The sequence below is a fragment of the Pseudomonas sp. NY15356 genome, from assembly GCF_048068175.1.
GTDB classification, from domain to species: Bacteria; Pseudomonadota; Gammaproteobacteria; order Pseudomonadales; family Pseudomonadaceae; genus Aquipseudomonas; species Aquipseudomonas putida_K.
Genome location: NZ_JBLUPW010000015.1, coordinates 29,327 through 53,582, shown reverse-complemented (window position 1 = coordinate 53,582; position 24,256 = coordinate 29,327). Strand labels below are relative to the sequence as shown.

Genomic DNA, 24,256 nt, shown 5'->3' with positions numbered 1-24,256 from the left:
CGTCTACCTCAGTTTCAGGGTGGCAAGGCCGATCAGCACCAGAATCACGGTGATGATCCAGAATCGGACGATCACCCGCGGCTCGGGCCAACCCTTGAGTTCAAAGTGGTGGTGAATCGGCGCCATGCGGAACACGCGCTTGCCGGTCAGCTTGAAGGAGGCCACCTGGATCACCACCGAAAGGGTCTCCATGACGAACACGCCGCCCATGATGAACAGCACGATCTCCTGGCGAACGATGACCGCGATGGTGCCCAGGGCCGCGCCCAGCGCCAATGCGCCGACGTCGCCCATGAAGACCTGTGCCGGATAGGTGTTGAACCACAAGAAGCCCAGCCCGGCACCGATCAGCGCGCCGCAGAACACGATCAGCTCGCCGGCGCCCGGCACGTAGGGAATCAGCAGGTATTCGGCGAACTTCACGTTGCCCGACAGGTAGCAGAAGATGCCCAGGGCACCGCCGACCATCACCGTCGGCATGATCGCCAGGCCATCGAGGCCGTCGGTCAGGTTGACCGCGTTGCTCGAGCCGACGATGACGAAATAGGTCAGCACGACGAAGCCGATGCCCAGCGGAATGGTCACATCCTTGAGCATCGGCACGATCAGGGTGGTCTCCACGCTGGTCGGCGCAGTCATGTAGAGGAACACTGCGGCGCCCAGACCGAACACCGACTGCCAGAAGTACTTCCAGCGGCTTGGCAGCCCGCGGGAGTTCTTCTCGATCACCTTGCGGTAGTCATCGACCCAGCCGATGGCGCCGAACAGCAGGGTCACGATCAGCACGACCCAGACGTAACGGTTGGTCAGGTCGGCCCACAGCAAGGTGCTGATGCCGATGGCGGACAGGATCAGCGCACCGCCCATGGTCGGGGTGCCGGACTTGGACAGGTGCGATTGCGGGCCGTCGTTGCGCACGGCCTGACCGATCTGGCGAATCTGCAGGGTACGGATCATCCACGGCCCCAGCCACAGCGCCAGGGACAATGCGGTCAACACGCCCAGGATCCCGCGCAGGGACAGGTACTGGAAGACCGCGAAGCCCTTGTGGAACTGTTGCAGATACTCAGCCAACAGCAGCAGCATTAATGTTTCTCCCCGCTGGCACCGCACAAGGCCGCCACGACGTTTTCCATCGCAGCGCTGCGCGAGCCCTTGATCAAGATAGTGGTGTCGCTGGCAGTCTCGGCGCGAACGGCATCGATAAGCTCAGCCTGAGTAGCGAAATGACGGCCATTGGCACCGTACGCCGCAACCGCATGGGCCATGTTGGTACCCACTGCGTACAGGGCGTCGACCTTGCCGCGTGCATAGTCGCCCACCTGACGGTGGCCTTCCTGCGCCCATTGCCCCAGTTCGCCGATATCCCCGAGCACCAGGACGGTGCGGCCGGAAAAGCCGGCGAGTATATCAATGGCGGCGCACATCGAGGTGGGATTTGCGTTGTAGCTGTCGTCGATCACTCGCACGCCATTGGGCGCGATCTGCGCCACGGTACGGCCCTTGACCGGTTGCACAGCGCCAAGGCCTGCGGCGATACCGCTCAGGCCCAGACCGACGGCATGGGCGGCGGCTGCGGCAGCCAAGGCGTTGCTGACGTTATGGATGCCCAGCAGGTTCAGTTGCACCGGGACGCTGCCGTCCGGGCCATGCAAGGTGAACGACGGGCAGCCCCGGGCGTCGCGACCGATGTCGCTGGCGTGGAAGTCGGCCTGCGGGTTGTCCAGGGCGAAACTCAGGACGCGGTGCTCGCCCGCACGCCTGCGCCAGGTATCGAAGGCCTTGTCGGCCAGGTTGAGGATGGCGGTCCCCCCCTCGCTCAGGCCTTCGAGGATCTCGCCCTTGGCCTCGACGATCTTCTCGGGGCCACCGAACTCGCCCACATGGGCAGTGCCGGCATTGTTGATGATGACCACCTGGGGTTGGGTCAGGCCGACGGTGTAGCGGATCTCGCCGATACGCGAGGCCCCCAGCTCGATCACCGCGGCGCTGTGTTCAGGCGCGATCTCCAACAAGGTCAGCGGCGCGCCGAGGTCGTTGTTCAGGTTGCCACGGGTCGCCAGCACCGGGCCACGGGTACGCAGGATGCTGGCCAGCATTTCCTTGACCGTGGTCTTGCCGCTGGAGCCGGTGATGGCCACCACCGGCTTGTCGAACGCGGCACGGTTCAGGGCGCCGAGCTGGCCCAGGGCGACGCGGCAGTCTGCGACCAGCAGCTGCGGCAGGTCGACATCGGCGACTTCGCGCTCGACCAGGGCGGCGACGGCGCCCTTTGCCTTCACATCGGCCAGGTAATCGTGGCCATCGAAACGCGGCCCGGCCAGGGCGACGAACAGCTGGCCGGCGGCCACGGTCCGGCTGTCGATGCTCACGCCGGTGAAGCGGGCATCGGCACCGACCACACGCGCCTGCAGCGGCGCGGCCAGCTGGCTGAGTGTCATGGGCTTAAGCATCGGTCGCCTCCCAGGCTGCAAGTGCCTTTTCGGCTTCGATCAAGTCGGAGAAGTCATGGCGCTGGCCGTCGATCTCCTGATAGTCCTCATGCCCTTTGCCGGCCAGCACGATCACATCGTCAGCCGCAGCCGTGGCGATCAGGTGGCCGATGGCCTCGCCACGGCCGGCGACGAACTCGACCTCGGCGGGCCTGGCAAAGCCGGGGCGGATGTCATCGAAGATCCGCAGGGGGTCTTCGGTGCGCGGGTTGTCATCGGTGACCAGCACGCGATCGGCCAGGCGTTCGGCCACTTCGGCCATCAGCGGACGCTTGCCGCGATCGCGGTCGCCACCACAGCCGAACAGGCACAGCAGGCGGCCGTGGGCGTGGGGGCGCAAGGCTTCCAGTACTTTTTCCAGGGCGTCCGGGGTGTGGGCGTAGTCGACCACCACCAGCGGCTTGTCGCCGCCTCCCAGACGCTGCATGCGACCGACTGGGCCTTGCAGCTGCGGGGTGACCTTGAGGATTTCGTCCAGCGGGTAGTCCAGCGCCAACAGCGTGGCGACCGCGGCGAGCATATTGCTCAGGTTGAAGCGGCCCAGCAACTGGCTGCGCAGGGTATGTTCACCCTGGGCGGTGACGAGGATGGCGCGCACGCCATCGTCATCGAAATGGGCTTCGCGGCAGAACAGCGAGGCGTCCGGGTTTTCCAGGCTGTAGCTGAGCAGCCGGGTTTCGACATGCTCGGGGCTCGGACGCCGGGCAAAGTCTTCAGCCAGGCGACGCCCGAACTCATCGTCCAGGTTGACCACCTGGCAACGCAGGTTCGGCCAGGCGAACAGCTTGGCCTTGGCGGCCTCGTAGGCCTCCATGCTGCCGTGGTAGTCCAGGTGATCGCGGGACAGGTTGGTCATCACCGCGATATCGAAGGCCAGGGCGGCGACCCGGCCCTGTTCCAGGGCATGGGAGGAAACTTCCATGGCCACGGCCTTGGCGCCACCTTTCTTGAGGTCGTTCAGGGTCGCCTGCACAGCGATAGGGTCTGGGGTGGTCAGGCGGCCGCTGCGCAGCTCGCCATAGAAACCGGTACCCAGCGTGCCGATCAGCCCGCAGCGCTGGCCCAACGCATCGAGGGCCTGGGCCACCAGTTGGGTGACGCTGGTCTTGCCGTTGGTACCGGTGACACCCACCAGGTCGAGCTGGCGGCTGGGCTCGCCGTAGAAGCGCCCGGCGATCTCCGACAACTGGCCGATCAGGCCACGCACCGGGATCAAGGGCGCCTCGGTGAGCGGCAGGACGCTGGCGCCCTGCTCTTCGTAGGCTACGGCGGCAGCGCCGCGAGCCAGTGCATCGGCAATGTGCGCACGGCCGTCGACCTTGGCACCGGGCACCGCCAGGAACAGGTCACCCGGCCGGACCAGCCGGCTGTCGAGGGTCAGCTCGCGGATCAACGGATCGCGGCTGGCATGGGCGAAAAGCTTGCTCAATGGCATTGTCATCAACCACGCCCTCCATTGGCGGGTACTGCGCTGGCCTGCTGGGTCTGGGGCTGGGTCGCCGAAGGGGGCGGTGGCGGTGGCAGGTTGTCCGGCGGCACGTTCATCAGGCGCAGGGTGCCCGACATCACCTTGCTGAATACCGGGGCCGATACCAGACCGCCGAAATAGCCACCCTTGCTCGGCTCGTCGATGACCACGACGATGGCGTAGCGCGGGTCGCTCATCGGGCCGAAGCCCGCGAACAACGAGCGGTAGGCGTTTTCCCGGTAGCCCTTGGCGCCCACGGAAACCTTACGCGCCGTACCCGACTTGCCGCCCACGTGATAGAACGGCACCTGCGCACGGAACACGCCCCGCGGCGCCTCGATCACCTGTTGCAACATCGCTTGGACGGTCTCAGCCGTATCTTTCGGGATCGCCTGCACAGCATCAGGAGCCTTGTCGACCTTGACGATGGACAACGGCACCATCTTGCCGTCGTTGGCCAAGGCCGCGTAGGCATGCACCAGTTGCAAAGCGGTCACCGAAACGCCATAGCCATAGGACAAGGTGGCGGTTTCAGCCTTGCGCCACTCACGATGGTTAGGCAGGTTGCCAACGCGCTCGCCCGGGAAACCCAAGCCGGTGTATTGGCCAAGCCCCAGTTGCGACATGACCCGGTAGATCGCCTCGCCGCCGATGTCGAAGGCGATCTTGCTCATGCCCACGTTACTGGAGTTGATCAGGATGCCGGTCAGGTCGAGGATCGGCCCCTCGCTGCGGGACACGTCCTTGATGGTGTAGCGGCCGATCTGCAGGCTGCCGGGGTAGACCTCGACCTTGTCGGTAGGTTTCCAGCGACCGCTCTGCAGGGCGGCACTCATGGAGATCGGCTTGACCGTGGAGCCTGGCTCGAACACGTCGATGATCGCCCGGTTGCGCATGGCCGCGGGGAACATGCTGCGGCGGTTGTTCGGGTTGTAGGTCGGCTGGTTGACCATGGCCAGGACCTCGCCGGTCTTGACGTCCATGATCACCAGGCTGCCGGCCTTGGCTTCCTGCTCGGCGATGGCGTTGCGCAGCTCGCGGGTGGCCAGGTATTGCAGGCGCAGGTCGATCGACAACGCCAAGGTCTTGCCGGCCTTGGCGTTCTTGGTCACCTGGATGTCCTTGATCAACCGGCCGCGCCGGTCCTTGATCACCTGCCGCTTGCCGGGCACCCCGGCGAGCCATTCGTCATAGGCCAGCTCCACCCCTTCGCGACCGTGGTCGTCCAGGTCGGTGAAACCGACCATGTGCGCGGTGACATCACCGGCCGGATAGAAGCGCCGGAATTCCTCCATGCCGTAGACACCCGGCACCTTGAGGTCAAGCACCTGCTGCCCCTGCTCCGGGGTCAGGCCTCGCACCAGGTAGATGAATTCCTTGCCGGCCTGCTGGGTCAGGCGGTCGGCCAGCTGCTGCGGGTTCTGCCCGAGTGCGGCGGCCAGTTGTGGCCAGCGCTCGCGGGAGGCCTGCATTTCCTTGGGGTTGGCCCACAAGGTGGTGACCGGCGTACTGACTGCCAACGGCTCGCCGTTGCGGTCGGTGATCAGGCCACGGTGCGCGGGAATGGGAATATGGCGCAGGCTGCGGGCATCGCCCTGGCCCTTGAGGAAGTCGCGGTCGACCACCTGCAGGTCGATGATGCGCCAGGCGATCGCGCCGACCATCAACGCCAGCAATGCGATCACCACCCGGAAGCGCCAGGGGTAGAGTGCGCCTTCAAGCTTCATCATGGCGCCACCATCCGCACTTCGTCGGCGGCCGGCACGCGCATCTTCAATTGCTCGGAGGCCAGGTTCTCGATACGGCTGTGAGCCGTCCATGTGCTTTGCTCGAGGATCAGCCGGCCCCATTCGGCCTGGGCCTTGTCACGCTCGTTCAGTTCACCGTACAGCGTGTTGAGCAGTTGGCGGTTCCAGTGGGCGCTGTAGGACACGGCAATGGCCGAAACCAGGACGCCGACGAACAGCAGAAGCATCAGGAAGCTTCCGCCTGGCAGGGGCTTGGCGAACAGCCGGCTCACCGCAATTTCTCCGCCACCCGCATGACGGCGCTGCGCGCCCGCGGGTTGGCCTTGAGTTCGGCTTCAGAGGCGAACTGTGCTTTGCCGATCAGGCGGATCTTCGGCTCGAACACCTTGTGCTGCACCGGCAGGTTGCGCGGCAGGTTGTCCGCCTCGCCCTTGGCCAGTTTGCGCATGAACAGCTTGACGATGCGATCTTCGAGCGAGTGGAAGCTGATCACCGCCAGGCGGCCACCGACCTCCAGCGCCTCGATAGCAGCCTCCAGGCCCGCCTCCAGGTCGCCCAGTTCGTTGTTGACATGGATGCGCAGGCCCTGGAAGGCGCGGGTCGCCGGGTTCTTGCCCTTCTCCCAGGCCGGGTTGGCGACCTTGAGGACTTCGGCCAGGTCGGCCGTGCGGGTGAACGGCTGCTGCTCGCGGCGCTGCACCACGGCGCGCGCCATGCGCTTGGCGAAACGCTCTTCGCCGTACTCCTTGAAGACACGGGCGATTTCTTCTTCGGGTGCGGTGGCGATGAACTCGGCAGCGCTGATGCCCTGGTCCGGGTTCATGCGCATATCCAAAGGGCCATCATTGAGGAAGCTGAAGCCGCGCTCTGGGTCGTCCAGCTGCGGCGACGACACGCCCAGGTCGAGCAGTACGCCGCTGACCTTGCCGTCCAAGCCACGCTGGGCGACTTCATCGCCCATCTCGGCAAAGCTGCGCTGCACAATGACAAAGCGGCCGTCTTCGGCCGCCAGCGCTTGCCCCGTGGCAATCGCTTGTGGATCTTTGTCGAAGCCCAGCAGCCGCCCTTGCGGCCCGAGCTTGCTGAGGATCAGGCGGCTATGCCCGCCCCGGCCGAACGTGCCGTCCAGATAGCAACCGTCGGCGCGCAGGGCCAATGCCTCGACAGCCTCGTCGAGCAGCACGGTGATGTGGTTGAAGCCGCTATCTATCGTCACAGGATCAGGTCACGCAAATCGTCGGGCATGGCGCCCGGTTGTTGGATAGCTGCAAGATCAGCTGCCGAAACCGCGTTCCAGGCATCCTCATCCCACAGCTGGAATTTGTTCAGCTGCCCCACCAGCATCGCCTTCTTGTCGAGCTTGGCGTATTCGCGCAGGCGGGGCGGTACCAGGAAACGGCCACTGCCATCGAGCTCCAGGTCCACCGCATTACCGATCAGCAAACGCTGCAAACGGCGGTTTTCCTCACGCAGCGACGGCAAGGCACGCAACTTGGCTTCTATCTGTTCCCACTCATCGAGGGGATAAACACACAAGCAGGGGTCCACCGCGTCGATGGTCACGATCAATTGACCATTGCAACGCGAATCGAGCTCGTCACGGTACCGACTCGGCATGGCGAGTCGGCCCTTTGCATCGAGGCTGACGGCGTTAGCTCCGCGGAACACGGCTGCGATTCCCCACAATGTTAGCTTTTTTGTGTCAGAAAACCCACTTCATCCCACTTTCTGCCACTTGCGCACACTATAGGAATCCGTCCGGCACACCGTCAAGGCACGTTCAGAAGGAAATCCCTTACAGGACGGAGATTTAGCGCAACAAAGGAAGGAGGAAGCATTACCGGAAGGAAAAACTGGCGAGAAAAATCAAGTTCACTCAAGCGGATAGAGTGAGAACTTAAAGTGATTTATTAAGAGTAAGATTTTTTTGGTATTACCGGGACGTATCTGCTGACGATTCAAGCAGGGAAGGAAGGAGGTGGAGAGTCGATCTGTAAGCCGGGTTCTGTCGAGGACAGTCATTCCTCTACGACGGCCATCACTGGACGCCTTTAGCAACCTACCCGGTTCCGACGCGGGCCACGCCGTATGGAACCCTATTTGGTCTTGCTCCGAGTGGGGTTTACCTAGCCACGAACTGTTACCAGTCGCGCGGTGCGCTCTTACCGCACCTTTTCACCCTTACCGGCACCGAAGTGCTTAGGCGGTTGTTTTCTGTGGCACTTTCCGTAGGCTCGCGCCCCCCAGGCATTACCTGGCACTCTGCCCTATGGAGCCCGGACTTTCCTCCCCCCTCTTTTGCGGAACAAAAGAAGGCAGCGACTGTCCAATCGACTCTCCGCCGACAAGGTTAACGGCACAAGCGCCCAAGAACAAGTGACACGATGAACTATGTCACTTTGCCACTACTGCGTTTTTTGTTTTTCCAATGCCACTTGGTAGAGCAGATTCTTGCGCACACCGGTGATTTCCGCCGCCAGTGCAGCCGCACGCTTGAGTGGCAGCTCCGCCAGCAACAGGTCCAGCACGCGCTGCGCTTCGCTGCCGATGGCCTGCTCGTCCTCGGGAGCACTCCAGCCGCCCACCAGAACCACGCACTCACCACGCTGTTGGTTGCTGTCGCCTGCGACGAAGGCTCGCAACTCACCCAACGGCAACCCCTTGAGCGTCTCGAAGGCCTTGGTCAGCTCACGGCCCAGCACCGCCGGGCGCTGCGCGCCGAATACCGCTTCCATGTCCTCCAGGCACTCGAGGATACGGTGCGGCGCCTCGTAGAAGATCAAGGTACGCGGCTCCTCCTTGACCTGCTCCAGGCGCGCGCGACGGCCAGCCGCCTTGGCGGGCAGGAAACCTTCGAAGATGAACCGGTCCGACGGCAGGCCGGCCGCAGACAACGCGGCGATCAAGGCGCAAGCGCCCGGCACCGGCACCACCTGCACCCCGGCGGCGCGCGCCTGGCGCACCAGATGGTAGCCGGGGTCTGAAATCAACGGCGTGCCCGCGTCGGACACCAGGGCCACGTCATCACCGGCCAGCAGGCGAGTGATGAAGCGCCCACCCTCGTCGCGCTCGTTGTGCTCATGGCAGGCGGCCAGAGGCGTATCGATGCCGAAGTGCTGGAGCAGGCGCACCGAGTGACGGGTGTCCTCGGCGGCGATCAGCGCCACGTTGGCCAGCACCTTGAGGGCCCGGGCACTCATGTCGTCGAGGTTGCCGATTGGCGTGGCGACCACGTAAAGCGTGCCCACCGTGGATTTCGAAGCCCCTGCACCATCAGTCACTGCGCATACCTGTCATGTGGATCAAAGGCGCCATTGTAGCCCGAGCGCCCGCAACAACGCGCAAAGAACTTCACCGGCAAGCCCCGCAAGGCGACCTATATTGAAGGATCAACGTCAGCGACATCGCACCCCGGCCGACGCTTGGGTACAATTGCCGGCCAACTTGATCGAGTAATAGGACTTTTACATGATCGCTTGCCTGCGGCTGTTCACAGCCCTCTGCCTGGCTGCCCTGCTGGCAGCCTGCGCCAGCTCGCCCTCATCCAGCCTGGGCGAACTGCCACGCACCCCGGATGCCAGCATCGAGCAACTGCTCGACAAGGCCGCCACCAGCAAGTCCGCTGAAGATGCCGCCCTGCTGCGCCTGAGCGCCGCCGACCTGGCCTACAAGCAGAAGGACTACCCACGCGCCGCACGCATTCTCGAGCAGGTCCCGCTGGACTCGCTCAAGCCTGCCCAGCAGGTGTTCGCCAGCACCCTCGCTGCCGAGCTCGCCATGAGCCGCAACCAGCCCAAGGCCGCCCTGACCGCCCTCGCCCACCCGAGCCTGCAGCGCCTGGGCGAACTGCCGCAGGAGCAGCAGGCACGCACCTACAGCGTCCATGCCGCCGCCCTCGAGGCCGATGGTCAGGCACTGGCCGCCGCCCAACAGCGCGTGTTGCTCGCGCCTCTGCTCAGCGACCAGGCTGCTGCCGCCAACAACGACTCGATCTGGGCATTGGTCGCCTCGCTGCCGGCCGAACAGCTGCAACAGCCCGCCGCCAACGAAACCCTGGCCGGCTGGACCAGCCTGGCCCTGGCGGTGAAGAGCGCCGGCACCCTGGAGCAGCAACAGGCCGCCATCGACACCTGGCGCAACCAGCACCCGGAACACCCTGCCGCCAAGCAACTGCCCCTGGCCCTGGTCAAGCTCAAGGAGCTGGCCAGCCAGCCGCTGACCAAGATCGCCCTGCTGCTGCCCCAGGAAGGCCCGCTGGCCGGCGTCGCCCGCGCCCTGCGCGACGGCTTCATGGCGGCCCACTTCCAGGCCCAGCAATCCGGTCAGCCGGCTCCTGCCGTACAGGTGTTCGACAGCTCGCGCCTGACCTCGCTGGACGATTTCTACCGCCAGGCCCAGGCCGCCGGCGTGCAGCTGGTGGTCGGCCCGCTGGAAAAACCACTGGTGAAGAAGCTCGCGGCCAACCCGCAACTGTCGATCACCACCCTGGCACTGAACTACGCCGATGCCGGCCAGAAAGCACCACCCCAGCTGTTCCAGTTCGGCCTTGCCGCCGAGGACGAAGCCCGCGAAGTCTCGCGACGTGCCCGCGCCGATGGCCTGGTCCGCGCCGTAGCCCTGGTACCGAGCGGTGAGTGGGGCGATCGCGTGCTCGCCGCCTTCCGCCAGGATTGGGAAGGCCATGGCGGCACACTGCTGGCCGCCGAACGCATCGCCCAGCCGGTCGCCCTGGCCCAGCAGATTGCCGAGCTGTTCCAACTGCGCCAGAGCGAAGGTCGTGCCAAGAGCCTGCAGAGCACCGTTGGCGGCAATATCGCCGCGCAACCGTCGCGTCGCCAGGACATCGACTTCATCTTCCTCGCCTCCACCCCACAGCAGGCCCAGCAGATCAAGCCGACCCTGAACTTCCAGTACGCAGGCGATGTGCCGGTCTACGCCACCTCCAACCTCTACAGCGCCAGCGGTGACGTGAACCAGTACAACGACATGAACGGCATCCGCTTCTGCGAGACCCCCTGGCTGCTCGACAGCAGCAACAGCCTGCGCCAGCAGGTGGTCCAGCAGTGGCCCCAGGCGGCCGGCAGCCTCGGCCGCCTCTACGCCATGGGCGTGGACGCCTACAGCCTGGCCCCTCGCCTGGGCCAGCTGAAGGCCCTGCCGGACAACCGCATCGAAGGTCTCTCCGGCAGCCTGACCATGAGCCCCAGCCAGCGCGTCGAGCGCCAACTGCCCTGGGCCGAGTTCTCCGGTGGCCAGGTCAAGCGCCTGCCGGACACCCCACGCTGATGCCCGACGCATCGCCTTCCAGCGCAGGTCTTGCCGCGGAAAACCATGCCCTCGAATACCTTCGAGGACATGGCCTGCGACTACTGGCGCGCAATTGGCGATGCAAGGGCGGTGAGCTCGATCTGGTCATGCTCGACGCCGATACAGTAGTATTCGTCGAAGTCCGCTACCGGTTGCATGCGGCCTTCGGCGGCGCCGTCGGCAGCATCGACAGACGCAAGCAGAAGCGACTGGCGCTAGCCGCCAACCTGTTCCTGCAGAAGGAGCCGCGCTGGGCCAACCAACCCTGCCGCTTCGACGTTGTCGCCCTGCAGGGCAGCCACCACGCGGGCCAGCCGCTGCAATGGCTGAAAAACGCCTTCGAATGCTGAACCCATTCCGATTTTTTAGCTCTATGTTTCGCGGGCTGGTTCCTGTCGCGCGTCGCGTCGGCCACCGCCCCACTTAAGGTCACACCAGATGGACATGCAATCCCGAATTCGCCGGCTGTTCCAGGCCAGCATCGATACCAAGCAACAGGCGATGGACATCCTGGCACCCCACATCGAGCAGGCCAGCCTGGTCATGGTCAATGCGCTGCTCAACGAGGGCAAGATGCTTGCCTGCGGCAACGGCGGCTCGGCCGGCGACGCGCAGCACTTCTCCTCGGAGCTGCTCAACCGCTTCGAGCGCGAGCGCCCCAGCTTGCCGGCCATTGCCCTGACCACCGACAGCTCGACCCTGACCTCGATCGCCAACGACTACAGCTACAACGAAGTCTTCTCCAAGCAGATCCGTGCCCTGGGCCAACCGGGCGACGTGCTGCTGGCGATCTCTACCAGCGGCAATTCCGCCAACGTGATACAAGCGATTCAGGCCGCGCACGACCGTGAAATGATCGTCGTGGCACTGACTGGGCGTGACGGCGGCGGCATGGCCTCGCTGTTGCTGCCTGAAGATGTGGAGATCCGCGTGCCGTCGAACGTCACCGCGCGAATCCAGGAAGTCCACCTGCTGGCGATCCACTGCCTGTGCGACCTGATCGACAGCCAACTGTTCGGGAGTGAAGAATGATCCCCAAGCGCCTTGGCCTGATGGCCCTGACCCTGTGCCTGAGCATCTCCGGCTGCAGCTCGGTACTGACCTCGGCTCGCAATTCGCCCATCGAGGATGATCGCGGCACCCGCACCATCGGCAGCAAGATCGACGACTCGCTGATCGAAACCAAGGTCTCGGTGAATATCGCCAAGGCCAACGCGGACCTCGACAAAGGCTCGCACATTGTCGTCAGCAGCTACAACGGCATCGTCCTGCTGGCCGGCCAGACCCCGCGCGCCGACCTCAAGAGCCTGGCCGAACAAACCGCAGGCCAGGTACAGCGGGTCAAGAAGGTGCACAACGAACTGCAGGTCATGCAGCCCTCTTCGATCCTGGCGCGCAACAATGACGCCTGGCTGACCACCAAGATCAAGGCACAAATGCTTGGCGATGCCAACGTACCAAGCACGCGCATCAAGGTGATCACCGAGAACGGCATCGTCTACCTGCTGGGCCTGGTGACCCAACAGGAAGCCAACGCCGCCACCAACGTGGTCCAGGGTGTGTCGGGCGTGCAGAAGATCGTCAAGCTGTTCGAATACATCGATTGATACCCAACTGCATCGCCGGCTTGCCGGCGATGAGGCCATGACTGGCAACAACAGCGTTCAACCAAAACCCAGGAAGTACCCATGAAGAAGTCCCTGCTGTCCGTCCTTGCAATCGGCGCCTTCGCCGCCCTGGCCGGCTGCTCCACCCCGAGCCAGATCACCCTCAACGACGGCCGCGAATTCCAGACCACCGACGCCCCAGAATACGACGCCGATTCGGGCTTCTACGAGTTCGAGCAACTGGACGGCAAACGCACCCGCGTCAACAAGGACCAGGTGCGCAGCATCAAGGATCTGTAATCACAGGCCCCGCGACACAAAAAAGGCGATCCATCCGGATCGCCTTTTTTGTTTACTTGACCACTTTGAGGCTGGGCCGGCCACTCGGGCGCGGTGGCTCGGGCGGGCCATCGTCATCCGGCTCGACGCTTTCGTCGTCCAGATCGTCGCCGCCCATCAACGGCGGCTCCAGCTCGAACACCATGCCCTGGCCATTCTCCCGGGCATAGATGCCCAGGATCGCGCCCACCGGCACGAACAGCGAATGGGCCACACCACTGAAGCGACCTTCGAAGCTCACGGCGTCGTTATCCATGTGCAGGCTGCGCACGGCATTGGGGGAGATGTTCAGGACGATCTGGCCGTCACTGGCGAATCCCTGGGGAACCTGGACAGCCGGATATTCAGCGTTGACCAGCATGTGGGGGGTGCAATCGTTGTCGACGATCCACTCGTACAGCGCTCGAACCAGATAGGGGCGACTGGAGTTCATCAACGGCTCCTTAAAGCTTGCGCATTTCACGTTCTGCAGCGGACAGGCTCGCCTGGAAAGGCTCGCGGGCAAACTGCCGCTCCATGTAATCCAATAGCGGCTTGGCCTGCCGCGGCAATTCGATACCCATGACCGGCAACCGCCACAATATGGGTAATAGACAACAATCGACCAGGCTTTGCTCCTCACTCATGAAGCAGGAGAACTCGCCGAACAACGGCGACACGCCTGTCAGGCTTTCGCGCAGCGCCTTGCGCGCCTCGGCACGCGCCGCATCCGTGCTGCGCGGGTCGAGGATGGTGTCCGCCAACACGCACCAGTCGCGCTGGATGCGATGCATCAGCAAGCGGCTGTTGCCCCGGGCCACCGGGTAGACCGGCATCAAGGGCGGGTGCGGGTAACGTTCCTCGAGGTACTCCATCACCACGCTGGGCTCGTAGAGCGCCAGGTCACGATCGACCAGCGTCGGCACACTGCCGTAAGGGTTCACTTCGACCAGCTTGGGCGGCAGACGACCGGGGTCGACGTCGACAATCTGTACACTGACGCCCTTCTCGGCGAGAACAAGGCGTACCCGATGAGAATAATGATCAGCGGGGTCGGAATAGCAGGCTAACCTGTTGGTTGCGCCCATGTAGCGCCTCCTCGCATGGGGATGCTTGTGAAACTCCAAATGCAAACGCGCCCTGGAGGACCCCGACGCAATCGCGAAGGGGCGCCCCAGGGCGCGTTCAACTACCAGAAACTACTGCGTGATCAGTGCACGTCCTTCCAGTATTCGCGCTTGAGCAAGTAGGCGAACACGAAGAAGAAAGCCAGGTACAGCAACACATAGGTACCGATGCGCTGGCTTTCCAGTTTGACCGGGTTGGCCGAATAGGCCAGGAAGGTCACCAGGTTCTTGACCTTCTCGTCGAACTGCTCGGTCGTCAGGGTACCGGAATTCGGCTCGATGGTCAGCTGGTCACAGGCTTCATGGGTCAATGGGCTGCCGGTCAGCGGGTCGAATTGCTTCTTGCCGTCGACCACAGTCTGCACTTGCTTGCAGCCGATCACCTGGTTGCCTTGCAAGCCCACCAGCACGTTAGGCATGCCGACGTTCGGGAACACCTTGTTGTTCACCCCATAAGGACGCGACTTGTCCTCATAGAAGCTGCGCAGGTAGGTGTACAGCCAGTCGGTGCCGCGCACGCGGGCGACCAGGGTGAGGTCCGGCGGCGCCGCACCGAACCAGGTCTTGGCATCGTCGGGCTGCATGCCGATCTTCATGTGGTCGCCAATCTTGGCCCCGGTGAACACCAGCTTCTCGAGCATCAGCTCGTGCGGGATGTCCAGGTCGTCGGCGACCCGCTCGTAACGCTGGAACTTGGCGCTATGGCACCCCATGCAATAGTTGGCGAAGGTACGCGCACCGTCCTGCATGGCGGCCTTGTCGGTGAGGTCGATATCGACCTTGTCCAGCACCGGGCCGTGCTCGCTGGCGGCAAAGGACAAGGCGGGCATCACTGCCAGGAACAATACTGCTATTAGCTTTTTCATCAGCCAGTCACCCTTTCCGGAACCGGTTTGGTCTTCTCGAGCCTGGTGTAGAACGGCATCAGGAGGAAGTAGGCGAAATACAGCACGGTGCAGACCTGCGACAGCAAGGTCCGACCCGGCGTCGGCGCCAGTACGCCCAGCACACCCAGGATCATGAAGGCCACGCAGAACACGAGCAGGAAGATCTTGCTCAGCCAGCCCTTGTAGCGCATGGAGCGCACGGGGCTGCGGTCAAGCCAGGGCAACACGAACAGTACGGCAATGGCGGCGCCCATGGCGATGACGCCGAACAGCTTGTCAGGGACGGCACGCAGGATCGCGTAGAACGGCGTGAAGTACCATACCGGCGCGATGTGCTCGGGGGTCTTGAACGCGTTCGCCTGCTCGAAATTCGGTTTCTCCAGGAAGTAGCCACCCATTTCAGGGAAGAAGAACACCACGGCGCAGAACACGAACAGGAACACCACCACCCCGACGATATCCTTCACGGTGTAGTACGGGTGGAAAGGAATGCCATCGAGCGGCACGCCGTTCTCGTCCTTGTTCTTCTTGATGTCGACGCCATCGGGGTTGTTGGAACCCACCTCATGCAGCGCCAGGATGTGCAGCACCACCAGGCCCAGGATGACGATCGGCAAGGCGATCACGTGCAGGGCGAAGAAGCGGTTCAGGGTGATGCCCGAGATCAGGTAGTCACCACGGATCCACTGGGTCAGGTCGTCGCCGATCACCGGAATGGCACCGAACAGCGAGATGATCACCTGTGCGCCCCAGTAGGACATCTGGCCCCAGGGCAGCAGGTAGCCCATGAACGCCTCGGCCATCAGTGCCAGGTAGATCAGCATGCCGAACAGCCAGACCAGCTCGCGCGGCTTCTGGTACGAGCCATAGAGCAGCCCGCGGAACATGTGCAGGTACACCACGATGAAGAACGCCGAAGCACCGGTGGAATGCAGGTAGCGCAGGATCCAGCCGTACTCCACGTCGCGCATGATGTATTCGACCGAGGCGAACGCCTCTTCGGCCGACGGCGTGAAACTCATGGTCAGCCAGACGCCAGTGACGATCTGGTTGACCAGCACCAACAAGGCCAGGGAGCCGAAGAAGTAGAAGAAGTTGAAGTTCTTGGGCGCGTAATACTTGCTCAGGTGGTCTTCCCACATCTTGGTAGCGGGGAAGCGAGCATCAATCCAGTCCATGAACTTGCTCATCATGCGTTCTCCTGATCGACGCCGATGACGATGATGTCATCCGACTCGTACGAGTGCGGAGGCACTGGCAGGTTGAGAGGTGCCGGCTGCGCCTTGTAGACGCGACCAGCCAGATCGTAGTGCGAACCGTGGCAAGGGCAGAAGTAGCCCCCCACCCATTTCGGCCCCAGGTCGGCGGGCGCCACTTCAGGACGGAACGTGGGCGAGCAGCCCAGGTGGGTGCATAGACCGACCAGCACGAGGATCTCGGGTTTGATGGCGCGGTTCTGCGGATCGACATAGGTCGGCTGCACCGACGACTTGGACTCGGGGTCGGACAAATCCCCGGTGATCTTCTTCAGGTTGCCGAGGATCTCCTCGGTTCGTCGCACAATGAAAACAGGTTGCCCCCGCCACTCAGCCACCATCTGCTGACCCGGCTCGACCTTGGCGATATTGACCTTCACCGGTGCACCTGCGGCTTTCGCCTTGGCACTGGGGAACCATGACCCCACGAACGGTACCGCAGCCCCCACTGCCCCCGCTGCGCCTACCACGGATGTGGCGGCTACGAGGAAGCGGCGCCGGCCTGCGTTGACGCCGTCATTGCTCATTCAGTCCTCTCCCATCAGCTGCTTTGGCCTGTTGGATCAGGCATCTACTTAGTAATGTCTGTGGCACTAAAAATTGGCCGCAATGGTAAGGAACAAGTCCACACACTGACAAGGTGATTACCCCCCGGTCGGGCTGCAACCCTCGCTTTGCTTGATCTGTGTCTATGCGGCAAGTCGTCACTGACATGCTGACAGGTTAGTTCAAGACATAAAAAAAGCCCGGTTCCAAATATGGAACCGGGCTTTTTTTCGACTGCCGAAGCGGTATTAACGCTTGGAGTACTGAGGACGCTTACGCGCTTTACGCAGACCCACTTTCTTACGCTCGACTTCACGAGCGTCGCGGGTGACGTAGCCAGCACGACGCAGGGCGCCACGCAGGGTTTCGTCGTATTCCATCAGCGCACGGGTGATACCGTGACGGATCGCACCGGCCTGACCGCTGACACCACCACCGGCGACGGTGACGTAGATGTCGAACTTCTCGACGGTCTCGGTCAGCTCCAGCGGCTGGCGAACAACCATGCGAGCGGTTTCGCGGCCGAAGAAGGTGTCCAGAGGACGGTTGTTGATGGAGATGTTACCAGTACCCGGACGCAGGAAAACGCGAGCGGTTGCGGTCTTGCGACGGCCAGTGCCGTAATTTTGAGTCGCCGACATAATGAACTATCCCGTTAGATCTTCAGTTCTTGAGGCTGCTGAGCAGTGTGAGGGTGAGCAGCACCCGCGTACACTTTCAGCTTGCGGTACATGTCGCGACCCAGCGGGTTCTTCGGCAGCATGCCTTTGACCGCAGTTTCGATAACACGCTCAGGGGCTTTGTCGATCAGCTTCTCGAAGCTGATTTCCTTGATGCCGCCTGGGAAACCGGAGTGGGAGTAGTACATCTTGTCCGAAGTCTTGGCACCAGTGACACGTACCTGCTCGGCGTTGATGACGACGATGTAGTCGCCGGTGTCAACGTGAGGGGTGTATTCTGGCTTGTGCTTGCCACGCAGGCGACGAGCGATTTCGGTAGCCAGACGACCCAGGGTCTGACCAGCGGCGTCAACTACGTACCAGTCGCGCTTTACTGTTTCCGGTTTAGCAGTAAAAGTTTTCATTCTCTAAAGCCTCAGAGGCCGCCCAGCGAAAAATAGACGGCGAATCTTACTGGATAGTGCACAGCTTGCCAAGGGCAAGCGCGCAGCCGCACACGGACGCTATTGGGGGCTCGGGTCGGCGCGTCCAATGTTCGACAAGGGTTCCTCCTGCATGGTGGTGCATCACTTCCGCCACACGGAGAGGGGCAGAATTATCCAGATTGCGCAAAAAATTTCAACCTGATTTGATGGCTTCATTTGCAAGGAGACGATACCTGATGGAATACCGCCAGCTCGGCCGTACCGACCTCAACGTCAGCGCCCTGTGCCTGGGGACCATGACCTGGGGCGAGCAGAACGACGAGGCCGAAGCCTTCGCCCAGATCGCCCTGGCCAAGGCCAGTGGGGTCAATTTCATCGATACCGCCGAGATGTACCCGGTGCCCCCGCGCCCGGAAACCTACGCTGCCACCGAGCGCATCATCGGCAACTGGTTCCGCCGCCATGGCGATCGCGACGACTGGGTCCTGGCCAGCAAGGTGGCCGGCCCCGGCAACGGCATCAGCCACATCCGCGATGGCCAGCTCAAGCACAACCGCCAGCACATCGTCGCCGCCCTGGACGAAAGCCTGCGCCGCCTGCACACCGACCGCATCGACCTGTACCAGCTGCACTGGCCCGAGCGCAGCACCAACTTCTTCGGCAAGCTGGGCTACCAGCACTTGCCGCACGATCATTTCACGCCGTTGGAAGAAACCTTGGAAGTGCTCGACGAGCAGGTGCGCGCGGGCAAGATACGCCACATCGGCCTGTCCAATGAAACGCCCTGGGGCACGATGAAGTTCCTGCACCTGGCCGAAACCCGCGGGTGGCCGCGAGCAGTGTCGATCCAGAACCCCTACAACCTGCTCAACCGCAGCTTCGAGGTGGGCCTTGCGGAAGTGGCGATACGTGAACAGTGCGGGCTGTTGGCCTATTCGCCTCTGGCGTTCGGCATGCTCTCGGGCAAGTACGAAGACGGTGCCCGGCCGGAGCGTGCGCGTCTGACCCTGTTCAGCCGCTTCGCCCGCTACTCCAACCCGCAGACCGTGGCGGCCTGCAGCCGCTACGTACAACTGGCCCGGGCCCATGGCCTGGACCCGGCGCAGATGGCCTTGGCGTTCGTGACCCGCCAACCGTTCGTGACCAGCAATATCCTCGGCGCCACCAGCGTGGAGCAATTGCAGAGCAACCTGGACAGCCTGGCCCTGACCCTGAGCGACGAACTGCTCGCGGCCATCGAGGCGATCCATCAGGAGCAGCCCAACCCGGCGCCTTGAGCGCAGCCCCGTACCGCCCTCTTCGCGGGTAAACCCGCTCCCACTGGGCCTCGCTGCCCTTCTGGCCTGTCGAGCACTTGTGGGAGCGGGTATATCCGCCAAGGAACCCGCGCGGTATGCCAGGGTAGACACAACCGCCAAAAAATAAGACGATCCAGCCGGTGATTGACCACTCTACCCTATAAGAACAATGACAATGATGTTCACCCAACCCTCCGCGTCGCTGCGGCGCGTCAGCATCCTGGCCATCGACAAGGTGTTCGCTTCGACCCTCATGCAGGCCAAGGACTTCTTCCACCTGGCCAGCCTGCGCTACAGCAAGCAATTGGGCCTGGGCCTGCAACCGATGTTCGACATCAGCCTGGTGAGCCCGGACGCCAAACCCGTGGACAGTTTCAGCAACGTGCAGGTGCCGGTCGATGGTGGCCTGGGTGATGCCGACGTGATCATTCTCCCGGCGTTCTGGGAAGACTTCGACATCTTGCAGCAACGCTACCCGCAGGTCCTGCCGTGGTTGCGCGAACAGCACGCCCGCGGCGCCGTGCTGTGTGGCGAGGCCAGTGGCGTGTTCTGGCTCGCCGAGGCCGGCCTGCTCGACGGCAAGGAGGCGACCACCTACTGGCGCTTCTTCAACAGCTTCGCCGAGCGCTTCCCGAACGTGCGCCTGAACCAGGACAAGCACCTGACCGATGCCGACAACCTTTACTGCGCAGGCGGCTCCACCTCGGCGTGCGATCTGTACATCTACCTGATCGAGCGTTTCTGCGGCGCCAACGTCGCCCGCGCCGTGGCACGGGACATTCTCTACGAGGTCCAGCGCAGCTATACCCCGGGGCGCATGGGTTTCGGCGGGCAGAAGCTGCACCAGGACCTGATCATCCTGCAGATCCAGCACTGGCTGGAGGAGCACTTCGCCGACAAGTTCCGGTTCGAGGACGTGGCGCGCAACCACGGCATGAGCATTCGCAACTTCATGCGTCGCTTCCAGAGCGCCACCGGTGACAAGCCCCTGCACTACCTGCAGCGCCTGCGCATCGAGACGGCCAAGGGCTTGCTCTCGAGCACCCGCAAGAGCATCAAGACCATCAGCTACGAAGTGGGCTATGACGATGCCAGCTTCTTTGCGCGGTTGTTCCGCCAGCATACCGAACTGTCGCCGAACCAGTATCGGCAGCAGTTCATGCAGGAAGCCTGAAACAAAAAAGGCCGCTTCGCCCCCCAATCGCCGGCCAGCCGGCTCGCACAAGTCCAGCGCAGAACTTGTGGGAGCCGGCTGGCCGGCGATTGGCCGCGAAGCGACCCCTTTTCACCCAATCAAGGCTTGTGCGCGCGGGACAGGAACTCGTGGGACTGCATCTCCAGCAGGCGGCTCAAGGTGCGCTGGAACTCGAAGCTCAGACGCCCGCCCGTGTACAGGTCCTTGAGCTCCACCTCTGCCGAGATGATCAGCTTCACGTTCCGGTCGTAGAACTCGTCGACCATGTTGATGAAACGGCGGGCGATATCGTCGGTGGTCACACCCATCTGCTCGACGTTGCTCAGCAGCACGGCATGGAAGATCTTGCCCAGCTCGATGTAGTCGTTCTGGCTGCGCGGGCCGTCGCACAGGGCGCGGAAGTCGAACCAGGCAACGTCGTCGCAGGTGCGGATGGCCTGGATCTCGCGGTTCTCGATCACCAGCACGTCGTTCTCGACCGCCTGGGTGCACTCGGGTGTCAATGCCCGGAAGCTCTGGCGCAGGCTCTCGTGAGCGGCATCGTCGAGCGGGTAGTGATACAGCTCGGCCTGCTCCAGGTGGCGCAAGCGATAGTCGACGCCGCTGTCGACGTTGACCACTTCGGTGTTCTGCTTGATCAGGGCGATGGCCGGCAGGAAGCGCGCGCGTTGCAGGCCGTCCTTGTACAGGCCATCGGGGACGATGTTGGACGTCGCCACCAGGGTCACGCCGTTCTTGAACAGCTCTTCCATCAAGGTGCCGAGGATCATGGCATCGGTGATGTCGGAAACGAAGAACTCGTCGAAGCAGATCACCTTGGCTTCCTCGGAGAAGCGCTTGGCGATAATGGTCAGCGGGTTCTTCTCGCCCTTGAGAGTCTTCATTTCTTCGTGCACACGCTTCATGAAGCGGTGGAAGTGCGTACGCATCTTCTGCTTGAAGGGCAACGCCTCGAAGAAGGTGTCGACCAGGTAGGTCTTGCCTCGCCCTACCCCACCCCAGAAGTACAGGCCCTTGACCGGCGCCTGTTCCTTCCTGCCGAACAGCTTGCCGAACACGCCCGGCTTGTTGTTCTGCGCCGCCAGCAGGTCGTCGTACAGGCGCTGCAGGTGACGCACCGCAGTTTCCTGCGCCGCATCATGGAAGAAGTCGGGACGTTTCAGATCTGCTTGATATCGTTCGAGGGGCGTCATGATTCGTTAGCGAGGCAACAAAAAACGGGCCGTCACTGTAGCGACAGGCCCGCATAATGGCAATTGGCGTTGCGGCGAATTGCCTCAGCCCTGCTGCGGCGCCAAGGCCTCGTGCAGGCTCTGGATGGCCGAATCACGGGCCTCGACGCTATCGAACTGCGGCCCGTCGGCAACCTGCTCGCCGTTCAGCCAGAGCGAGAAACCCAGGCCTTCGACGCGCACATCAGCGTCACCGCCCTGCTGCAGCTGCTTGCTCACGGCGCCGGCGCTCTTGCCATCGGCGAAGCGGCGCGAAAGCAGCAATTGCTCGCCATCGGCGGCCAGCAGGCGGAAGCGGAAGCTGCCGTCTTCATCACGGAAGCTGACGAAGCGGGCGCTCTTGGCAGCCTTCTTCTTCACTTCGGTGGACACCTGCACGGCGGTGCGGAAGGAACGCAGGCCAACAGCTTCGCGCAGCTGCTCGAGGAACGGCGTGGCGATCTTGCGGGCCTTGGCGGCACCAGCCAGGAGAATGTCTTCCAGGTCCGAAGGGCGAGCGATCAGCTGGTGGTACTGCTCGCGAGGCCCGGCCAGCTGGCCGTCGAGCAACTGGAACAGGCGCTGCTTGGCCTCGCCCCAACCCAGGCCCTGCAGCAGCTCTTCGCGGAACTCGGCCGACTGCGCCGGGGTGGAGAAGGCCTGGAATAGGGTGAACAGGTGGGAGGTGTCCGGATCCTTCGGCTCGCCCGGGGCACGGGAATCGGTGACGATGCGGGAGATGGCATCCTTCATGTCCTTGGCGCTGGTGAACAACGGGATGGTGTTGTCATAGCTTTTGGACATCTTGCGGCCATCCAGGCCCGGCAGGGTGGCCACGCTTTCCTCGATCACAGCCTCCGGCAGGGCGAAGAAGTCCTTGCCCTGGCCGAACAGGTGGTTGAAGCGCTGGCCGATGTCGCGGGCCATCTCCACGTGCTGAATCTGGTCGCGGCCAACCGGCACCTTGTGGGCATTGAACATCAGGATGTCGGCGGCCATCAGCACCGGGTAGCTGAACAGCCCCATGGTCACGCCGGCGTCCGGGTCTTCGCCGGCCTCGACGTTCTTGTCCACGGAGGCCTTGTAGGCATGGGCGCGGTTGAGCAGGCCCTTGGCGGCCACGCAGGTCAGGAGCCAGGTCAGCTCGGGGATCTCGGGGATATCGGACTGACGGTAGAAGGTGACCTTGGCTGGGTCCAGGCCGCCGGCCAGCCAGGTGGCGGCGATTTCCAGGCGCGAGCGCTGGATACGCAGCGGGTCGTCGCACTTGATCAGGGCGTGGTAGTCGGCCAGGAAGTAGAACGAGTCGGCGCCGGGCTGCTGGCTGGCGAGGATCGCCGGGCGGATGGCGCCGGCGTAGTTGCCCAGGTGCGGGGTGCCGGTGGTGGTGATACCGGTGAGGATGCGCGTAGTCATGGGTTATCGCTTGATCAGGCTTGGCTCAGTTCGAAAGACGCGGCAGCACCAGATCCTTCAGATCGGTCAGCTTGCCATGGAAGAAGTGTCCGCATTCTGCCACTTTCAGCAGCTCATGGGGGCGCGGCAGCTTGTCGGACCAGTCGTATACCAGCTGTGGGTCGACGACTTCGTCGGTTTCCGGCTGCACCACGGTCAGCGGGCAACGCTGGGGCAGCGGGAACTGCTCGCTCAGGCGCATCACGGCCGGGGCAATCATGAACAGATGCTGCAGCTCGACGGCATCGACCTCCAGGCGACCGGCCAGGCTGGCGGCGACGAAACCGCCGAACGAGAAGCCCATCAGCACCAGCGGCAGGCCAGGATGCTTGGCACGCAACCAGGTGGCGGCGGCCTCGGCATCGGCGACTTCGCCGGCGCCCATGTCATGGCTGCCAGCACTCTGGCCCACGCCACGGTAGTTGAAGCGCAAGGTGATGTAGCCGGCATCGCGGGCAGTGCGCTGCAGGGTCGAGACCACCTTGTTGAGCATGGTACCGCCCTGCACCGGGTTCGGGTGGCAGATCAGCACCGCACCGCGGGCATCGGCCACATCCAGGTACAAGGCTTCCAGCTGGCCGCAGGGACCATCGATGAACAAGGGGGTTTCGCGGATAAGCAAGGCACAACTCCGTGACCTCGGGAAGGGTCGACTCGTCTAGCTGAAGAATTCTGTTCTGATTTGCGATCGCTCGCGGTATACAGCGCAGGTCTGAGCCGTTAACGTAAAGCAAAGCCGTTTATAGAGGAAGGACTCGTGGAACTCTCGCTCCTTGTTTGGTTGTTGCCGACCCTGGCCCTCGTCGTCGGCGTGGTGGTCGGCTTCGTCGTGGCCCGCCTGCTGCCCAACGCAGCGCCCAGCAATACCCAGCGCCAGCTGGATGATATCCAGCAGCGTTTCGACAATTACCAGAATGAAGTGGTCACCCATTTCAACAGCACTGCAGCCCTGGTCAAGAAACTGACCCAGAGCTACCAGGACGTACAGGACCACCTGGCCGACGGTGCCAACCGCCTGGCCCTGGATGACCTGACCCGCCAGCGCCTGCTGGCCGCGCTGCACTCTGAAGCCGCGCAGGGCCCACGTGACCGCCTGACCCCGCCGAAGGACACCGCCGAGGTACCACGCGACTACGCGCCCAAGGCACCGAACTCGCCGGGCATGCTCGACGAGAGCTACGGGCTCAAGCGCTGAACATCGAAAAGGCCTCGCAAGAGGCCTTTTTCATTGATGCC

General features: G+C 63.2%; 26 protein-coding genes and 1 other RNA gene. 8 read left to right on the top strand and 19 right to left on the bottom strand.

The features are described from left to right. Positions 1 to 3: 3 nt before the first annotated feature. From mraY to rsmI, 9 genes are all read right to left on the bottom strand, one after another. Positions 4 to 1,086, bottom strand: a complete 1,083-nt coding sequence (mraY, locus tag ACNFCI_RS13895) for a phospho-N-acetylmuramoyl-pentapeptide-transferase (protein WP_084857275.1) — start codon at positions 1,084 to 1,086, stop codon at positions 4 to 6. Beyond that, entirely contained in the window at positions 1,086 to 2,453 is a 1,368-nt protein-coding gene (locus ACNFCI_RS13890; RefSeq protein ID WP_084857273.1) for a UDP-N-acetylmuramoyl-tripeptide--D-alanyl-D-alanine ligase, read from the bottom strand. The genes mraY and ACNFCI_RS13890 overlap by 1 nt, the downstream gene beginning before the upstream one ends. Further along, positions 2,446 to 3,933: a UDP-N-acetylmuramoyl-L-alanyl-D-glutamate--2,6-diaminopimelate ligase gene (locus ACNFCI_RS13885; RefSeq protein WP_084857271.1), complete on the bottom strand. Its 1,488-nt coding sequence runs from the start codon at positions 3,931 to 3,933 to the stop codon at positions 2,446 to 2,448. The genes ACNFCI_RS13890 and ACNFCI_RS13885 overlap by 8 nt, the downstream gene beginning before the upstream one ends. After that, positions 3,933 to 5,687, bottom strand: coding sequence for a peptidoglycan D,D-transpeptidase FtsI family protein (locus tag ACNFCI_RS13880; protein WP_368829390.1), 1,755 nt, complete (start codon positions 5,685 to 5,687; stop codon positions 3,933 to 3,935). Before ACNFCI_RS13880 ends, ACNFCI_RS13885 begins: the two co-directional genes overlap by 1 nt. Next, entirely contained in the window at positions 5,687 to 5,980 is a 294-nt protein-coding gene (gene ftsL / locus ACNFCI_RS13875) for a cell division protein FtsL (RefSeq protein ID WP_070092339.1), read from the bottom strand. The genes ACNFCI_RS13880 and ftsL overlap by 1 nt, the downstream gene beginning before the upstream one ends. Continuing rightward, complete coding sequence (gene rsmH, locus ACNFCI_RS13870) at positions 5,977 to 6,924, bottom strand: 16S rRNA (cytosine(1402)-N(4))-methyltransferase RsmH (protein WP_084857267.1); 948 nt, start codon at positions 6,922 to 6,924, stop codon at positions 5,977 to 5,979. The genes ftsL and rsmH overlap by 4 nt, the downstream gene beginning before the upstream one ends. Next, positions 6,921 to 7,376, bottom strand: coding sequence for a division/cell wall cluster transcriptional repressor MraZ (gene mraZ, locus ACNFCI_RS13865; protein WP_011535546.1), 456 nt, complete (start codon positions 7,374 to 7,376; stop codon positions 6,921 to 6,923). Before mraZ ends, rsmH begins: the two co-directional genes overlap by 4 nt. Before the next feature lie 310 nt (positions 7,377 to 7,686). Then, an RNA gene (gene rnpB, locus ACNFCI_RS13860) (RNase P RNA component class A) lies at positions 7,687 to 8,046 on the bottom strand. Positions 8,047 to 8,113: 67 nt separating this feature from the next. After that, positions 8,114 to 8,989 (bottom strand): 16S rRNA (cytidine(1402)-2'-O)-methyltransferase, encoded by an 876-nt coding sequence (rsmI, locus tag ACNFCI_RS13855; protein ID WP_368829343.1) that lies wholly within the window; start codon positions 8,987 to 8,989, stop codon positions 8,114 to 8,116. Between the two features lie 187 nt (positions 8,990 to 9,176). Between rsmI and ACNFCI_RS13850 the strand changes: the two genes are divergently transcribed. The 5 genes from ACNFCI_RS13850 (at position 9,177) to ACNFCI_RS13830 (ending at position 12,922) form a co-directional block, all read left to right on the top strand. Next, positions 9,177 to 10,994, top strand: a complete 1,818-nt coding sequence (locus ACNFCI_RS13850; RefSeq protein ID WP_368829344.1) for a penicillin-binding protein activator — start codon at positions 9,177 to 9,179, stop codon at positions 10,992 to 10,994. Continuing rightward, positions 10,994 to 11,365 carry a YraN family protein gene (locus tag ACNFCI_RS13845; protein ID WP_084857262.1) on the top strand — a complete coding sequence of 124 codons (372 nt, stop codon included), beginning with the start codon at positions 10,994 to 10,996 and terminating at the stop codon, positions 11,363 to 11,365. The genes ACNFCI_RS13850 and ACNFCI_RS13845 overlap by 1 nt, the downstream gene beginning before the upstream one ends. An 88-nt stretch (positions 11,366 to 11,453) precedes the next feature. Continuing rightward, positions 11,454 to 12,047, top strand: coding sequence for a phosphoheptose isomerase (locus ACNFCI_RS13840; RefSeq protein ID WP_043207486.1), 594 nt, complete (start codon positions 11,454 to 11,456; stop codon positions 12,045 to 12,047). Then, positions 12,044 to 12,622, top strand: coding sequence for a BON domain-containing protein (locus ACNFCI_RS13835; RefSeq protein WP_084857260.1), 579 nt, complete (start codon positions 12,044 to 12,046; stop codon positions 12,620 to 12,622). The genes ACNFCI_RS13840 and ACNFCI_RS13835 overlap by 4 nt, the downstream gene beginning before the upstream one ends. A gap of 81 nt (positions 12,623 to 12,703) precedes the next feature. Next, positions 12,704 to 12,922: a YgdI/YgdR family lipoprotein gene (locus tag ACNFCI_RS13830; RefSeq protein WP_084857259.1), complete on the top strand. Its 219-nt coding sequence runs from the start codon at positions 12,704 to 12,706 to the stop codon at positions 12,920 to 12,922. A 52-nt stretch (positions 12,923 to 12,974) separates the two neighbouring features. Here the strand turns inward: ACNFCI_RS13830 and ACNFCI_RS13825 are convergent, their stop codons facing one another. From ACNFCI_RS13825 to rplM, 7 genes are all read right to left on the bottom strand, one after another. Then, positions 12,975 to 13,394, bottom strand: coding sequence for a ClpXP protease specificity-enhancing factor (locus ACNFCI_RS13825; protein ID WP_084857257.1), 420 nt, complete (start codon positions 13,392 to 13,394; stop codon positions 12,975 to 12,977). A 10-nt stretch (positions 13,395 to 13,404) separates the two neighbouring features. Then, on the bottom strand, positions 13,405 to 14,028 hold the full coding sequence (locus ACNFCI_RS13820) for a glutathione S-transferase N-terminal domain-containing protein (protein WP_084857255.1): 624 nt from the start codon (positions 14,026 to 14,028) through the stop codon (positions 13,405 to 13,407). Positions 14,029 to 14,150: 122 nt separating this feature from the next. Further along, positions 14,151 to 14,933, bottom strand: coding sequence for a cytochrome c1 (locus ACNFCI_RS13815; protein ID WP_084857253.1), 783 nt, complete (start codon positions 14,931 to 14,933; stop codon positions 14,151 to 14,153). Next, positions 14,933 to 16,144 carry a cytochrome b gene (locus tag ACNFCI_RS13810; RefSeq protein ID WP_084857251.1) on the bottom strand — a complete coding sequence of 404 codons (1,212 nt, stop codon included), beginning with the start codon at positions 16,142 to 16,144 and terminating at the stop codon, positions 14,933 to 14,935. Before ACNFCI_RS13810 ends, ACNFCI_RS13815 begins: the two co-directional genes overlap by 1 nt. Further along, positions 16,144 to 16,737: a ubiquinol-cytochrome c reductase iron-sulfur subunit gene (gene petA, locus ACNFCI_RS13805; RefSeq protein WP_084857248.1), complete on the bottom strand. Its 594-nt coding sequence runs from the start codon at positions 16,735 to 16,737 to the stop codon at positions 16,144 to 16,146. The genes ACNFCI_RS13810 and petA overlap by 1 nt, the downstream gene beginning before the upstream one ends. 267 nt (positions 16,738 to 17,004) lie before the next feature. Further along, positions 17,005 to 17,397 carry a 30S ribosomal protein S9 gene (rpsI, locus tag ACNFCI_RS13800; protein WP_054893989.1) on the bottom strand — a complete coding sequence of 131 codons (393 nt, stop codon included), beginning with the start codon at positions 17,395 to 17,397 and terminating at the stop codon, positions 17,005 to 17,007. Positions 17,398 to 17,411: 14 nt separating this feature from the next. After that, positions 17,412 to 17,840 carry a 50S ribosomal protein L13 gene (gene rplM, locus ACNFCI_RS13795; protein WP_043207468.1) on the bottom strand — a complete coding sequence of 143 codons (429 nt, stop codon included), beginning with the start codon at positions 17,838 to 17,840 and terminating at the stop codon, positions 17,412 to 17,414. A gap of 257 nt (positions 17,841 to 18,097) precedes the next feature. Here rplM and ACNFCI_RS13790 point away from each other — a divergent pair, with 257 nt between their 5' ends. Together ACNFCI_RS13790 and ACNFCI_RS13785 are read left to right on the top strand one after the other, a co-directional pair. Continuing rightward, the gene (locus ACNFCI_RS13790) at positions 18,098 to 19,138 is read left to right on the top strand and encodes an NADP(H)-dependent aldo-keto reductase (RefSeq protein ID WP_084857246.1); all 1,041 of its coding nucleotides are present in this window, start codon (positions 18,098 to 18,100) and stop codon (positions 19,136 to 19,138) included. 298 nt (positions 19,139 to 19,436) lie between these two features. Then, positions 19,437 to 20,333, top strand: coding sequence for a GlxA family transcriptional regulator (locus ACNFCI_RS13785; RefSeq protein ID WP_172403018.1), 897 nt, complete (start codon positions 19,437 to 19,439; stop codon positions 20,331 to 20,333). Between the two features lie 119 nt (positions 20,334 to 20,452). Here the strand turns inward: ACNFCI_RS13785 and zapE are convergent, their stop codons facing one another. The 3 genes from zapE to ACNFCI_RS13770 all read right to left on the bottom strand — a co-directional run bounded on the left by zapE (position 20,453) and on the right by ACNFCI_RS13770 (position 23,642). Further along, positions 20,453 to 21,547, bottom strand: a complete 1,095-nt coding sequence (gene zapE / locus ACNFCI_RS13780) for a cell division protein ZapE (protein WP_084857244.1) — start codon at positions 21,545 to 21,547, stop codon at positions 20,453 to 20,455. An 84-nt stretch (positions 21,548 to 21,631) separates the two neighbouring features. Further along, complete coding sequence (locus ACNFCI_RS13775; RefSeq protein ID WP_084857242.1) at positions 21,632 to 22,981, bottom strand: tryptophan--tRNA ligase; 1,350 nt, start codon at positions 22,979 to 22,981, stop codon at positions 21,632 to 21,634. Positions 22,982 to 23,006: 25 nt separating this feature from the next. Continuing rightward, positions 23,007 to 23,642 (bottom strand): alpha/beta hydrolase, encoded by a 636-nt coding sequence (locus ACNFCI_RS13770; protein ID WP_084857239.1) that lies wholly within the window; start codon positions 23,640 to 23,642, stop codon positions 23,007 to 23,009. A gap of 135 nt (positions 23,643 to 23,777) precedes the next feature. On the opposite strand from ACNFCI_RS13770, the gene ACNFCI_RS13765 reads away from it, so the two are divergent. Next, on the top strand, positions 23,778 to 24,215 hold the full coding sequence (locus tag ACNFCI_RS13765; RefSeq protein ID WP_084857237.1) for a YhcB family protein: 438 nt from the start codon (positions 23,778 to 23,780) through the stop codon (positions 24,213 to 24,215). Positions 24,216 to 24,256: the final 41 nt, after the last annotated feature.

What these genes read in the sequence shown, in the direction of transcription:
- ACNFCI_RS13890 (WP_084857273.1), bottom strand. Translation starts at nt 2,453, where the DNA reads ATGCTTAAGCCCATGACACTCAGCCAGCTGGCCGCGCCGCTGCAGGCG.
- rpsI (WP_054893989.1), bottom strand. Translation starts at nt 17,397, where the DNA reads ATGTCGGCGACTCAAAATTACGGCACTGGCCGTCGCAAGACCGCAACC.
- ACNFCI_RS13840 (WP_043207486.1), top strand. Translation starts at nt 11,454, where the DNA reads ATGGACATGCAATCCCGAATTCGCCGGCTGTTCCAGGCCAGCATCGAT.
- ACNFCI_RS13790 (WP_084857246.1), top strand. Translation starts at nt 18,098, where the DNA reads ATGGAATACCGCCAGCTCGGCCGTACCGACCTCAACGTCAGCGCCCTG.
- petA (WP_084857248.1), bottom strand. Translation starts at nt 16,737, where the DNA reads ATGAGCAATGACGGCGTCAACGCAGGCCGGCGCCGCTTCCTCGTAGCC.
- rplM (WP_043207468.1), bottom strand. Translation starts at nt 17,840, where the DNA reads ATGAAAACTTTTACTGCTAAACCGGAAACAGTAAAGCGCGACTGGTAC.
- ACNFCI_RS13885 (WP_084857271.1), bottom strand. Translation starts at nt 3,933, where the DNA reads ATGACAATGCCATTGAGCAAGCTTTTCGCCCATGCCAGCCGCGATCCG.
- ACNFCI_RS13820 (WP_084857255.1), bottom strand. Translation starts at nt 14,028, where the DNA reads ATGGGCGCAACCAACAGGTTAGCCTGCTATTCCGACCCCGCTGATCAT.
- ACNFCI_RS13850 (WP_368829344.1), top strand. Translation starts at nt 9,177, where the DNA reads ATGATCGCTTGCCTGCGGCTGTTCACAGCCCTCTGCCTGGCTGCCCTG.
- ACNFCI_RS13825 (WP_084857257.1), bottom strand. Translation starts at nt 13,394, where the DNA reads ATGAACTCCAGTCGCCCCTATCTGGTTCGAGCGCTGTACGAGTGGATC.
- ACNFCI_RS13845 (WP_084857262.1), top strand. Translation starts at nt 10,994, where the DNA reads ATGCCCGACGCATCGCCTTCCAGCGCAGGTCTTGCCGCGGAAAACCAT.
- ACNFCI_RS13880 (WP_368829390.1), bottom strand. Translation starts at nt 5,687, where the DNA reads ATGAAGCTTGAAGGCGCACTCTACCCCTGGCGCTTCCGGGTGGTGATC.
- ACNFCI_RS13830 (WP_084857259.1), top strand. Translation starts at nt 12,704, where the DNA reads ATGAAGAAGTCCCTGCTGTCCGTCCTTGCAATCGGCGCCTTCGCCGCC.
- ACNFCI_RS13815 (WP_084857253.1), bottom strand. Translation starts at nt 14,933, where the DNA reads ATGAAAAAGCTAATAGCAGTATTGTTCCTGGCAGTGATGCCCGCCTTG.
- ACNFCI_RS13775 (WP_084857242.1), bottom strand. Translation starts at nt 22,981, where the DNA reads ATGACTACGCGCATCCTCACCGGTATCACCACCACCGGCACCCCGCAC.
- ACNFCI_RS13810 (WP_084857251.1), bottom strand. Translation starts at nt 16,144, where the DNA reads ATGAGCAAGTTCATGGACTGGATTGATGCTCGCTTCCCCGCTACCAAG.
- mraY (WP_084857275.1), bottom strand. Translation starts at nt 1,086, where the DNA reads ATGCTGCTGCTGTTGGCTGAGTATCTGCAACAGTTCCACAAGGGCTTC.
- ACNFCI_RS13835 (WP_084857260.1), top strand. Translation starts at nt 12,044, where the DNA reads ATGATCCCCAAGCGCCTTGGCCTGATGGCCCTGACCCTGTGCCTGAGC.
- zapE (WP_084857244.1), bottom strand. Translation starts at nt 21,547, where the DNA reads ATGACGCCCCTCGAACGATATCAAGCAGATCTGAAACGTCCCGACTTC.